Below are 12,137 nucleotides of genomic sequence, written 5' to 3' on the forward strand. Positions count from 1 at the left end.
CTGCCGGAAGAGGTCCGGCAGCCCCCCCGTGGCCCCTACCCCTCGCGCTGTTCGAGCGCCTTCATCAGGCGCCGGGAGGCGCCGTCCATGTGCCGGGCCATCGCCGCGCGGGCGGCCTCCGCGTCACCGTTCGCGACCGCCTCGAAGATCGGTACGTGGTCGTCGTAGGCCACCTTGCGGGAGCGGACCGCCCCCGTGCGCTCCACCCAGCCGCGCTGGATCATCGCCCGCATCCCCTTGAGCATGTCCCGCAGCACGGTGTTGCCGGCCAGTTCGCCCAGGGCGGCGTGGAAGGCGGTGTCCGCCTCCGGGAACTCCGCGTCCGGGCACTCCCGCATCGCCGTCAGTCGGGTCCGGAGCAGTTCGACGCCCGCCTCGTCGCGGGCCTGCGCGGCCAGTCCCGCGACGATCACCTCCAGCTCTGCACGGGCCTGCACCATGTCCCGGGCGCCCCGCTCGCCGAGCACCAGCCCCAGTTCGAAGAGCCGGTAGAGCACGTCCGAGTCGGTGCCGCGGAAGTAGGTGCCGCTGGACTGCCGGATCTCCAGCAGGCCGAGGAAGCCGAGCGACTTGATCGCCTCGCGCACGGTGGGCCGGTTCACCCCGAGCATCTCGGTGAGCTGTCGCTCTGAGGGGATGCGGTCGCCGGGCTGGACCTCGCCGGACATCAGGTAGTCGATTAGGCGGCGGGAGACCTCGGCGGCCAGCGGCTCGCGCGGCTCGACCGTGATTCTGGCGAGTTCGGCCATCGATTTCCTCACTTCGGTATTGACGCGATGGCCGGATTCTAGTTACCTACCGGCAATCCGGTAAACCGGTTGTCCGGAAGTCGACGGGTCCGAGTCACCCGTCCTTCCCCGTGTCGGCCACCCCGGACGTCCCAGCCATGCCAGGCGCACTCCTGACCTCCCCACCGGGCCCAGCCCCGCCACGACCGTGCGCCCGCCCAGCCCGCCGTACAGGAGCCGCACGTACCATGACCGACCCGACGCACGAGCCGAGTACGGCCTTGCGTGCGCTGCCGGTCGCCACCCGAACCGACACGCACTGACCTCACGCGCCGTTCCGCGCCGCCGCCCGACCGGCGGCCCTCAGTCCTGCCCCAAGGAGCAAGGAGCAACGATGCTCGCCGTCCTCGGCTTCGCCACCCTGGGCAGCTTCATGCTGCTCGTGATGCGGAAGTACCTTTCCGCCTTCACCGCCATCATGCTCACCCCCCTCGTCGCCGCCGTCATCGCGGGCAAGGGGGGCCAACTCGGCGACATGATCATGAACGGGCTGGACACGGTCGCGCCGACCGCCGCCCTCCTGCTGTTCGCCGTCCTCTACTTCGGCCTGATGATGGAGGTGAAACTCTTCGAGCCGATCGTCCAGGCCATCGTCCGCGCCTCCAAGGGTGACCCGGTCCGCATCGTGGTCGGCACCGCCGTGCTCGCCCTCCTGGTCGCCCTCGACGGCGACGGCACCACCAGCTACATGATCGTCTGCTCGGCGTTCCTGCCGATCTACCGACGCCTGGGGATGAACCCCCTCATCCTGGCGACCTTGGCCGCCATGGCGCTGGGCACCATCTCCGGCACCACCCCCTGGGGCGGCGCGGCCACCCGCGGCATCAGCGTCCTGCACCTGAACGCGAGCGAGTACTTCGTCCACATGATCGGCCCCATGGCCCTCACCAGCCTGGCCATCATCGCCGTCGCCTACTGGCTCGGCCTGCGTGAACGCCACAAGATCGACGCCGAGAAGCTGGCCGCCTACAAGTTGGAGATCGCCTCCGGCGAGGCGTTCGAGCCGATCAAGGTGGACTGGCGCCTGTGGTTCAACGCCGCGCTCACCCTGCTCCTGATGGTCCTGCTCATCGCCGAGGTCGCCGACCTCCTGGTGCTGTTCATGGTCGCCTTCGTCATCGCCCTGCTCGTCAACATCCGCTCCATCGGCGACCAGCAGGACCTCATCAAGCGCCAGGCCGCGAACGCGGTCCCGGTGATGATCCTCGTCCTGGCCGCCGGCGTCTTCACCGGCATCATGACCGACTCCGGCATGATCAAGGCGATGGCCGACGCGGCGCTGTCGATCGTCCCCGACAGCTGGGGCAACGTCATACCGCTGTTCACTGCGGTCCTCGCGCTTCCCCTCGGCTTCTTCATGTCGAACGACGGCTACTGGTTCGGTGTGGTCCCCGTCCTCGCCGAATCCGCAGCCCACTACGGCATCCCGGCCAATGAGATCGCCCGCGCCGGAGCCATCGGCCAGATCCTCCACATGATGGGCCCCACCAGCGCGCCCCTGTGGGTCCTCCTCGGCCTGGTCAAGGCGGAACTGGGCGACTTCCAGAAGCACGCCCTGCGCTGGGGTGTCCTGGTCTCCTTCGCTTACATCGCCTTCGCCCTTCTCACCGGCGCCATCAGTATCACCTGAGCCGTGTGCGTGTCCTTCGTCCCCCAGACCCCCTGGCAGACCCTGGTCGAAGGCTTCTCGCCGGTGCCCCGCTCACCTGCGTCCTGACGGTCCGTGCGAGGGTCGTTACGGGTTCCTTCGTCGCCGCCGGGTCGGACTGCGCCCCGCCGAGACCGCCCCGGTCACCGCGACGCACAGCGGCCTGGGCGGCTCGGCCAACGCCTCCGACACCCTGTGCGTGGCCCAGGCCCAGCACGGCTCCGCCCCCGGCATCGCCGGCCAGGGCGTCGCCAACCCCACCTCTCTGATCCTGTCCGCCGCGATGCCGCTGGACTGGCGCGGCCGACGCGACGGCGACGACCGCCTCCAGCGGGCCGCCGCCCTGATCACCGGCGCGGTCAGCACCGTGCTGGACAACCCCGCCACCCGCACCCGCGACATCGGCGGCACCCTCGGCACCGCCGACTTCGCCGCCGAGATCCGCCGCACCATCGAGCACACCGGAGAGACCGCCTGATGATCGTTTCCACCGACCCGGCCAACGGCACCGAGCTCGCCCGCTACACCCCGCAGTCCGCCGAGGAGGTCGACGGCATCCTCGACGCGGTGGCCGACGCCCAAGCCGCCTGGCGCCGACGAGACATCACCGACCGCACCCCCCTGCTGCGGGAGATGGCCCGCGTCCTGCGCGACGGCAAGGACCACTACGCGACGCTCATCACCGCCGAGATGGGCAAGCCGATCACCGAAGCACGCGCCGAGATCGAGAAGTGCGCGATGACCTGCGAGTACTACGCCGAGCACGCCCCCGAGCAGCTCGCCGACCGACCCGTCGCCTCCAACGCCACCGAGAGCGCCGTCGTCTACGACCCGCTCGGCGTCGTCCTCGCCGTCATGCCGTGGAACTACCCCTTCTGGCAGTTCTTCCGCTTCGCCGCCCCCGCCCTCGCCGCCGGCAACGGCACCCTGCTCAAGCACGCCAACAACGTCCCGCAGTGCGCCCTCGCCGTCGAGGAGGTCGTCCGCAAGGCCGGCGCCCCCGAGGGCCTGTGCCGCACCCTGCTCATCGAGGTCGACCAGGTCGCCGGGATCATCGCCGATCCGCGCGTCGCGGCGGTCACGCTCACCGGGTCCACCGAGGTCGGTGCGATCGTCGCGGCCCAGGCCGCGGCCGTGCTGAAGAAGCAGGTCCTCGAACTCGGCGGCTCGGACCCCTTCGTCGTGCTCGCCGACGCCGACGTCGAGGCCGCCGCCGCCACTGCCGTCAAGGCCCGGTACGTCAACGTCGGCCAGTCCTGCGTCAACGCCAAGCGGTTCATCGTCGAGGAGGCCGTGGCCGACGCGTTCGTCGCCGCCTTCACGGCCGCCGCCGCGGAACTGAAGGTCGGCGACCCCACCGACCCCGAGACGGCGATCGGCCCGATGGCCCGCGCCAATCTCCGCGACATCCTGCACGACCAGGTCCGTCGCACCGTCGACGCCGGCGCTGTTCTCGTCCTCGGCGGCGAGGTCCCTGACGGCCCGGGCTGCTACTACCCGCCCACCGTCCTCGACCACGTCCGCCCCGGCATGGCCGCCTTCGACGAGGAGACCTTCGGCCCGGTCGCCGCCATTACCCGCGTCGCCGACGCCGACGAGGCGATCACGCTGGCCAACCGGACCGAGTACGGCCTCGGCGCCGCTCTGTGGACCACCGACCTGGAGCGCGCCCGCCGGCTCACCCGCGTCATCGACGCCGGTGCCGTCTTCGTCAACGGCATGGTTGCCTCCGACCCCCGGCTGCCCTTCGGCGGTATCAAGAAGTCCGGCTACGGCCGCGAACTCGGCGCCGAGGGCATTCGCGAGTTCACCAACACCAAGACTGTCTGGATCGGCCCCGCCGCCTGACCACCCCCACCCGGAGTAACACCGTGCACGACCACCCATGCGACCAGCCCTGCTTCAGCTCCTTCCCGCCCGCCGTGCTGCGACCGGCCGAACTGACCGCTTTCAGCCGCGGTGGCGGCGCCCGAACGATCCCCCTGGTGACCAAGGCGACCGGAGCCGAAGTCTTCCTCACCGGACAGACCCTCTTCGACGGCGGCGCGGGCATCGCCCTGCACACCCACAACTGCCCGGAGAGCGTCACCATCCTCGAAGGCGACGCCATCGTGGAGATCGACGGCACCGAACACCACGTCACCCGCTTCGACACCACCTACGTCCCCGCCGGCATGCCCCACCGCTTCCGCAACGCCTCCGCCACCGAGCCGATGCGCATCCTGTGGATCTACGCCACCGTCGACGCCACCCGCACCATCGTCGAGACCGGCGTCACCGCACGGGTAGACGCCGAGCACGCCAAGGCCGCCGCCCAGAACAACGGCTGAGACCAAGAAAGAAGCACCCATTGATCACCGAGATCGCCCAGATCGAGATTCACCCCGGCCAGGAGCAACAGTTCGAAGAGGCCGTCGCCAAGGCCCTTCCCTACTTCCTCGCGGCCGACGGCTGTGACGGGGTCGACCTGCACCGCAGCGTCGAACACCCCTCGCGCTACCGGCTGATGGTCCGCTGGGAGACCGTCGAGCATCACACCGTCGCCTTCCGCGCCTCCGAGGGCTTCGCCAAGTGGCGGACCCTGGCCGGACCGCACTTCGCGACTCCGCCGCAGGTCGAACACGTACGCTCCGTCCTTGCACCATGACGTCGGCGGCCGGGACCGACCGGGTCTCGGCCCACGCGGAGGCATCAGAGGATGACAGCGCCCAGGGCCCACGGCCCCACCCCGCTCACCCGGCGGACGGCCGCCCGCATCGTGGAGTACAGCGCGTCGAGCGACATGCCCGTCGGCGCGCGCCTGGTCGAACGGGCCCCGGCCGAACAGCTGAAGGTCTCGCGCTCACCGGTCCGCCAGGCCCTGCATCTGCTGGTGACGATGGAGTGGTGGCCGCCGCCGAACGGGGCGGTTGCACCGTCGTTCTCACCGGTCCGGCCTTGACCGAGGCGTCCCGCTCCCGCCGGTCGCGGACGCCACCGAGGACGTCTACCTGCGCATCGCGGCCGACCGGCTCGACGGCCGGCTCCCCGACCGGATCACGGAGAACGCCCTCGCCCGCCGCTATGACGTCCCACCCGGATAACTCGCCCACGTCCTGCGCCACGTAGCGGGTGGAAGGCTGGATCGAACGGCTCCCCGGCTACGGCTAGGAGTTCCAGCCCATGCTCACCTCGATGGACGCTTACCAGGACAGCTAGCGCTTCCGGCTCGCCATTGAACCCGCCGCTCGAACCTGGCTTCGTCCTGGACCGCGACGCCCTCGAAACCACCCGTGCCCAGCAGCGACTGGTCGACGGAGAGATTCACACCATCGGCAACGCCCGGCTGTACGACCTCAACAGCCGCTTCCACGAGGCCGTCATGGCGTGCAGCAACAACACGTTCTTCATCGACTCCCTGCGCCGCGTCGACCGGCTGCGCCGCCTCATCGAATACAGGCTCTCCCTCCAACGCGACCGCGCGGCCCTGCGCTGCGCCGAGCACGTGCGCATCGCCGACCTTCTCCCGGCCGGTGAACGCACCGAGGCGTCGGCCTATCTGCGCGAACACCTGTCGTCCGTGAGCCAGGAGAAGACGCGCCGCAGGGCGGGTACCGTCGACTGACGGTGTGCCCGGCGGGGTGGGACCGGCTTGGGTACACTCTCCTGCGGCCGACTTCGACGAACTCCTCCAGGTGAGAGAAGCGGTGCGTGTCCGGGGCCCACCTCGATACCGCGCACACCCCGTGGCCTCGCCAGTTGGGCGAACGGCTGGGACCGCATGGCCGTGTTCAGGCTCCGCCACACGCGGCGTCCCTCAGCGGCTCTACCGCGTCCGCCGCCCTGGCCGCGGACGCCTCCCAGCCGGTCACCATCCCCGTGCCGCGGGAGCGGACCGCCGGCTCCGGTTCCTTCCAGGTAGGGGGAGTGTATGAACCGCAGCTTCATGACGCGCGTGCTGTGCCACCGCGCTGAGCGGGCGAGGTCCGCGCTGAGGGAGTCGTCGACTGCTGTCACCGTCGCGATCTCATAGGCGTCTGACAGGAAGACCTCACGGAAAAATCAGGGTCCTGGGCGAGTGTCACGTCCATGCACGCACACCGTCCCCGTACCCCCGCCACCGAGCGCACGCGCCGCTGGTTCATGAACCGTTCCCTGCTGCTCGGCGGTGCCGCCGCCGTGGCGACCATGACTGGCTGTTCCGCCGGAGTGTCCGACACGAGCGGCTCTGCGTCAGGCGGCGCCCAGAGCGGGTTGCCGTCCGGTGGGCCCGGTGGCGCCGGGGGCATGGGCCCCGGCGCCACCGAGGTGAAGTACGCCGACTTCACGGGTGTCACCACCGACGGCAAGGTCGTCGACGACCTGTTCTCCATCCACTCCACCGGTGTCTCGACGGATGCGGTGGTGAAGGCCGCGCAGGCGTTCCTGGACGGGCTCAGCGCCACGGTGCGCCGGGCGTGCGTGTTCGACGTGGACGACGACGAGTGGCTGGCCTGGAGCAACGTCGACGGCTACGAACGCGAGGGCGCCCGCATGGGCGATCTGACCGAGAAGCAGCAGAGCCTCGGATACGCCCTGCTCGGCAAGGCCCTGTCGGCCGACGGGCTGACCCAGACCCGCAACATCATGAAGCTCAACGCCTTCCTCGGTGACTACAACGGCGGCGGCAGGGAGACGCTGACCGAGGGGCACTACTACTTCACCTTCATGGGCACCCCCTCCACGACCAAGCCCTGGGGCTTCCAGTACGAGGGCCACCACCTGGCCGTCAACTACTTCGTCCTCGGCGACCAGGTCGTCATGTCCCCGACCTTCATGGGCTCGGAGCCGACCTCGGCCACCTACAACGGCGAGAAGATCACCCTCTTCAAGCCGGAGACCAAGGCCGGTCTGGCCCTGCTGCGGTCCCTGACCTCGACGCAGCGCAAGAAGGTGATCTCCGCCGACGAGAAGGGCGGCACGAACATGGTCGCCGGGGCCGGCCAGGACAACCTGGAGCTGGCCTACCAGGGACTCGCCGCCAAGGAGTTCACCTCCGTCCAGCGCCAGAAACTGCTCGACCTGGTCGGCGTCTACGTCGGCTACATGGACGACGGCCACGCCGCGGTGAAGATGAAGGAGGTGCAGGACCACCTCGACGACACGTACTTCTACTGGATCGGCGAGAGCGAGGACTCCTCCGCCTTCTACTACCGGGTGCACAGCCCGGTCGTGCTCATCGAGTACGACGCCCAGTCCCCGCTGGCCTACGGCGAGAACGCCCAGATGGGCGGCGGCGGTGGCGCCCCCAGCGGCCAGCCGTCCGGCATGCCGAGCGGGCAGCCCACCGGTATGCCGAGCGGCGGCCCGGCCGGTGGCGGCATGGGCGGCGGCACCCCCACCCAGCAGCACATCCACACCATCATCCGCACACCCAACGGCGGTGACTACGGCGTGGACCTGCTCAAGCTCCACCTGGAGACCGACCACTGACACATGACGTCCGCGACGCTGACGTGCAGCGTTCTGACGGCCCGTGCCGCAGGAGTGCGGGCAGCCCGGTCCCGGTAGGCGTCGTGCGAGGCCGATGCCCGCCGGGACCGGCCGCGTGCTGCGCTCCGGATCAGACCTGTGCCGGGAACAGCAGGCAGTCGTCCGGGCGGATGACCAGGTTGATCTCGGCGTCCGTGTGCCGGACGGGGCTCTCGGCGTGGACGCGCAGGTCGCCGACGCTGAGTTCGTACTCGAATCGTGCTCCGGTGTAAGAACACTGTTCGATCCTCGCCCGGAGCACATTGACGGCACCGTCGTGCGGGGCGTCCGCGCGGTCGGTGAGCGTGATGCGTTCGGAGCGCAGGCCCACGGTGGCGGACGACCCCGCGGAGCAGACCCCGGCCACCCTCAAGCGCTGGCCCGTCTCACCCAGTTCGACCTGTACGGTTTCGCCCTCGGTGGAATCCACGCGCCCCTCCAGGAGATTGCAGCGGCCGATGAAGCCGGCGACCTCGGGGGTGGCAGGGGTCTCGTAGATCTCGGTCGGTGTGCCCACCTGCTGGAGGCGGCCGTGCATGAACACGGCGATGCGGTCTGACAGGGACATCGCCTCGACCTGGTCGTGGGTGACGTACACGGTGGTGATGCCGACCTCGCGTTGGAGGTCTTTGAGCCAGACGCGGGCTTGGTCGCGCATCTTGGCGTCCAGGTTGGAGAGCGGTTCGTCCAGGAGCAGGACGCCGGGGGAGTAGACGATGCCTCGGGCGAGGGCGACGCGCTGCTGCTGTCCGCCGGAGAGCTGGTGGGGGTAGCGGTCGCGCAGGTGGGCCATGTCGACCTTGGTGAGGGCGTCGTCGATGAGGCGCCGTCGCTCGTCCTTGGCGACCTTGCGGAGCTTCAGCGGCAGTGCGAGGTTGTCGGCGATCGTCATGTGCGGCCAGAGCGCGTACGACTGGAAGACCAAGCCGAGATTGCGGCCCTCGGGGGGCACCGTGTGGCGCGGGGTGCCGTCGAAGAAGACCTGGTCGCCGACGCGGATGGTGCCCGAGTCCGGGGTCTCCAGACCCGCGACGCACGACAAGGTGGTGGACTTGCCGCAGCCCGACGGGCCGAGCAGCGTGAAGAACTCCCCGTCGGCGACGGTGAAGTTGATGTCCTCCAGGACTGCGGTCCCGTGGAAGGACTTCTTGATGTTCTCGACGACCAGCTCAGGCATGCTTCTTCCCCTTCAGGAGGAGACCGGCGAGGCCGGCGACGACGGCGGTGACGGCGATCTGCAGGGTGGCGAGGGCGGCGACGGAGCCGGTCTCACCCTGGGTCCACAGGTCGATGGCAGTGGTGCCGATGACCTGTGACTCGGCTCCGGCGAGGAACATGGCAGGGGCGTACTCGCGGATCATCTGGGTCCAGATGAGCAGGAACGAGGCGAGCATCGCGGGCACGAGGAGACGGAGCATGATCCGGGACACCGTGCGCCACCAGTCGGCGCCGGCGACGCGTGCGGCGTTGTCGAGTTCGGCTCCGAGCTGCATGGTCGCCGGGGAGATCGCGCCGTACGCCGACGGGAGTGCCCGGATGCCGAAGGCGATGATCAGCGCGAAGAGCGTGCCGCGCACCAGGTCGCCGCCGGGCATCCACGTGAAGGCCCAGAACAGGCCGATGCCGACGATCAGGCCCGGGACCGCGTGCGGCGACTGCGCGGTCGTCTCCAGGAGCCGGGCGAAGCGGAAGTCGGAACGGCGTGCCACGAGGACCACCACCGTGCCGAACAGGGTCACGGCCACCGCCCCCACGAAGGCCACGGTGATGCTGTTCACGATCGACTCGGTGTAGGGCGCGTAGTCGAAGATCAGACGGAAGTTGTCCAGGGTGAGCAGGTCGAACGGATTCACCAGCGGAGTGAGCAGCGAGGTGAACGCGCGCAGGATCAGCGCGAGCATCGGCAGCAGCGCGCCGAAGACGACGTACAGACCGACGAAGGCGAAGCCCAGCCACTTCCAGGCACCGATGTCGAGCAGGTCGGAGCGGGTGGCCTTGCCGCGCACCGACACGAACCGCTGGGCGTGCTTGAGCAGCCGCGTCTGGAACACGACCAGGCCGATGGTGGTGAGCAGCATGAAGGTGGACGCCGCGCCCAGCAGGCCGTAGTCCGGGTTGATCGAGTCGATGCCCTGCTCGTAGAGGAAGTTGGAGAAGAGGGTGATGCCGGCGGGCTCGCCAAGGATGAGTGGGATGGACAGTGTCTCGATCGCCGTGCCGAAGATCAGCAGGCCCGCGTAGAGCATCGGTGGACGCAGCATCGGCACCACGACCGAGCGCAGGATGCGCAGAGGTCCCGCGCCGACGCTCCGGGCCGCGTTCTCCAGCGAGGTGTCCGAGGCGGCCAGCGCGTTGGCGCAGAACAGATAGGCGATGGGGACCTGGGCGACGGCCTCGACGAACGCCATGCCGGGCAGCGAGTAAAGGTTCCAGGGCACCCAGCCGAGGCCCTCGCGCACCGCGCTGGTCAGGAAACCGGCCGGCCCGTAGACGACGATCCAGCCGAAGGCCAGGACGAGCGGGGAGATGTAGATGGGCCAGCGCAGCACCTGGCCGAACAGGCGGGCGGCGGGGAAGCGGGTGCGCTCCAGCAGGATCGCCATGGGCACCGCGATGGCGAGCGCGAACACGGTCGTCAGGACGGCGAAGAGGAGCGTGTCGAGGATGATCGAACCGAAGCCCGCCGACGTGAACAGGTGGGTGTAGTTCGAGAGGGTGAAGGCGCCGCCGGCCGCGTACAGGGGCTGGTTGCGGACCGACTGGTAGAGGATCGGTACGACGGGGGCGAGGACGAGCACGGCGGTGACGAGGAACGTCAGCCAGTGGATGGTGACTTCACGTCCGGCGCCGAACAGGCGCCGGTACTGGGGCGTGCCCAGCTCGCCCGCGCGCGGGGTGCGGGACGGGGCGGGTGGCGCCTGGGGTGTCTGGATGGCCATGGCGACTCCGTACGGACGGGGCGGGGGCAGGGAGGCGTTGGGGCGGGCGCGGTCGGCTCAGCCGGCTGCCTTCTCCCAGCGCGCGACGTATGCCTCCTGCACGCGCTCGGGGACCTGCACGGGCCGGTACAGATGGACGCGCTCCGCGCCGAGCTTGCGCCGCATGTCCTGCAAGCTGTCCATGGCGTCCTGGCGCACGTCCGGCCGGTACGGCACCAGGCCGCCCTCGGCGACCGCCGCCTGCCCTTCGGCGGAGAGCAGGAAGTCCAGGAAGAGACGGGCCGCATTGGGGTGTGGGGCGGTCTTCACGATGGACACTCCACGTGGCATGACGACGGTGCCCTCCGCGTAGTAGCTCCACCCCAGCAGGCCCCCGCTGTGCTCGGCGGCCGGGATCGCGACGCCACCGCTGAGGTTGATGGAGAAGTCGTACTCGCCGGAGACGACCTTCTCCACGAGCGTGCCGGAGGAGTGGTCGGCGTGGGCGAAAGGCAGCAGCCGTCGGAACGTGTCCCAGCCGCCCGCGACGTTCGAGGTGTAGCCATGGTTGCTGGCGTAGCCGTAGGCGTTGGTCGGGTCGTAGACGCCGATCTTCCCGCGGAAGCGGGACGGCTGCGCTTCTACGATCGCCGCCAGCGACCGGAGACCGTCGGGGAACTGGTCCGGAGCGAGGGTCTTGCGGTTGTAGATGAGGGCGACCGGGTCCGTCGACATGGTCCATACGCCGGGCAGCAGCTCGGCCCAGTCCGGCAAGTGGTCCTTCTCCGGCGAGCGGTAGTCGGCGGCGGTGTTCCGGGTCGCGTAGTCGCCCCACAGGGGGCCCGCGTTGTTGGCCAGCACGTCGGCGGGGGAGGTTCCGGCGGCGGATTCGCTGTAGTAGCGCTCGTAGACGGCGGAGCCGCCGAGGTTGGTGGCGCGGATGTCCGACAGCCAGGGGTAGCGCCGGGCGAACGCGTCGAAGACCGGCTGCCAGTTGGTCTGCGAGGTGTTCGAGTAGATGAGGAGCTTCCGCTCCCGCCGTGAGGCGTCGACGATCGTGTCGTAGGAGGCGGGGTAGTACGCGGGGGCTTGTGGGGCGGCGGCGTTCGCCTCGTCGGCCGTGCAGGCGGAGAGTGTGCCGCCCAGGGCGGTGAGGCTTCCGACGGCCGCGGCGCCCCGTAGGAGGTGACGGCGGGAGGGGCAGGCGCTGGACGATGGTCCCGGTGCGGGTGTGCGGGGGATGGTGGACATGGCGGCTCTTCTCGTAGGGGGCGCGACGACGCTGTCAGCTGC

12 protein-coding genes are annotated in these 12,137 nt (G+C 69.8%); 8 read left to right on the forward strand and 4 right to left on the reverse strand.

Features of this window, described 5'->3' with window-relative positions; genetic code table 11:
* Positions 1 to 35: 35 nt before the first annotated feature.
* On the reverse strand, positions 36 to 749 hold the full coding sequence (locus tag ACZ8ZB_RS28295) for a FadR/GntR family transcriptional regulator (RefSeq protein ID WP_175462487.1): 714 nt from the start codon (positions 747 to 749) through the stop codon (positions 36 to 38).
* Positions 750 to 1,122: 373 nt separating this feature from the next.
* On the opposite strand from ACZ8ZB_RS28295, the gene ACZ8ZB_RS28300 reads away from it, so the two are divergent.
* The 8 genes from ACZ8ZB_RS28300 to ACZ8ZB_RS28335 all read left to right on the forward strand — a co-directional run bounded on the left by ACZ8ZB_RS28300 (position 1,123) and on the right by ACZ8ZB_RS28335 (position 7,887).
* Positions 1,123 to 2,418, forward strand: coding sequence for a CitMHS family transporter (locus ACZ8ZB_RS28300; protein ID WP_106411721.1), 1,296 nt, complete (start codon positions 1,123 to 1,125; stop codon positions 2,416 to 2,418).
* Complete coding sequence (locus ACZ8ZB_RS28305) at positions 2,354 to 2,914, forward strand: isocitrate/isopropylmalate family dehydrogenase (RefSeq protein ID WP_470740447.1); 561 nt, start codon at positions 2,354 to 2,356, stop codon at positions 2,912 to 2,914. Before ACZ8ZB_RS28300 ends, ACZ8ZB_RS28305 begins: the two co-directional genes overlap by 65 nt.
* Complete coding sequence (locus tag ACZ8ZB_RS28310; RefSeq protein WP_470740448.1) at positions 2,914 to 4,284, forward strand: NAD-dependent succinate-semialdehyde dehydrogenase; 1,371 nt, start codon at positions 2,914 to 2,916, stop codon at positions 4,282 to 4,284. The genes ACZ8ZB_RS28305 and ACZ8ZB_RS28310 overlap by 1 nt, the downstream gene beginning before the upstream one ends.
* A gap of 23 nt (positions 4,285 to 4,307) precedes the next feature.
* Positions 4,308 to 4,766: a cupin domain-containing protein gene (locus ACZ8ZB_RS28315; protein WP_470740449.1), complete on the forward strand. Its 459-nt coding sequence runs from the start codon at positions 4,308 to 4,310 to the stop codon at positions 4,764 to 4,766.
* A gap of 20 nt (positions 4,767 to 4,786) precedes the next feature.
* Positions 4,787 to 5,083, forward strand: coding sequence for an antibiotic biosynthesis monooxygenase family protein (locus tag ACZ8ZB_RS28320; protein ID WP_470740450.1), 297 nt, complete (start codon positions 4,787 to 4,789; stop codon positions 5,081 to 5,083).
* A gap of 51 nt (positions 5,084 to 5,134) precedes the next feature.
* Entirely contained in the window at positions 5,135 to 5,377 is a 243-nt protein-coding gene (locus tag ACZ8ZB_RS28325; protein WP_470740451.1) for a GntR family transcriptional regulator, read from the forward strand.
* Between the two features lie 273 nt (positions 5,378 to 5,650).
* Positions 5,651 to 6,040, forward strand: a complete 390-nt coding sequence (locus ACZ8ZB_RS28330; RefSeq protein WP_470740452.1) for an FCD domain-containing protein — start codon at positions 5,651 to 5,653, stop codon at positions 6,038 to 6,040.
* Positions 6,041 to 6,504: 464 nt separating this feature from the next.
* Positions 6,505 to 7,887: a DUF3500 domain-containing protein gene (locus ACZ8ZB_RS28335; protein WP_470740453.1), complete on the forward strand. Its 1,383-nt coding sequence runs from the start codon at positions 6,505 to 6,507 to the stop codon at positions 7,885 to 7,887.
* Positions 7,888 to 8,017: 130 nt separating this feature from the next.
* Here the strand turns inward: ACZ8ZB_RS28335 and ACZ8ZB_RS28340 are convergent, their stop codons facing one another.
* From ACZ8ZB_RS28340 to ACZ8ZB_RS28350, 3 genes are read right to left on the reverse strand one after another with little or no spacing between them, the layout of a single operon-like run.
* Positions 8,018 to 9,103 carry an ABC transporter ATP-binding protein gene (locus tag ACZ8ZB_RS28340; RefSeq protein WP_470740454.1) on the reverse strand — a complete coding sequence of 362 codons (1,086 nt, stop codon included), beginning with the start codon at positions 9,101 to 9,103 and terminating at the stop codon, positions 8,018 to 8,020.
* Positions 9,096 to 10,865, reverse strand: a complete 1,770-nt coding sequence (locus tag ACZ8ZB_RS28345; protein WP_470740455.1) for an ABC transporter permease — start codon at positions 10,863 to 10,865, stop codon at positions 9,096 to 9,098. The genes ACZ8ZB_RS28340 and ACZ8ZB_RS28345 overlap by 8 nt, the downstream gene beginning before the upstream one ends.
* Before the next feature lie 57 nt (positions 10,866 to 10,922).
* Positions 10,923 to 12,095, reverse strand: a complete 1,173-nt coding sequence (locus tag ACZ8ZB_RS28350; protein ID WP_106411713.1) for an ABC transporter substrate-binding protein — start codon at positions 12,093 to 12,095, stop codon at positions 10,923 to 10,925.
* Between the last annotated feature and the right edge of the window lie 42 nt (positions 12,096 to 12,137).

Source organism: Streptomyces sp. 12E, assembly GCF_055633275.1.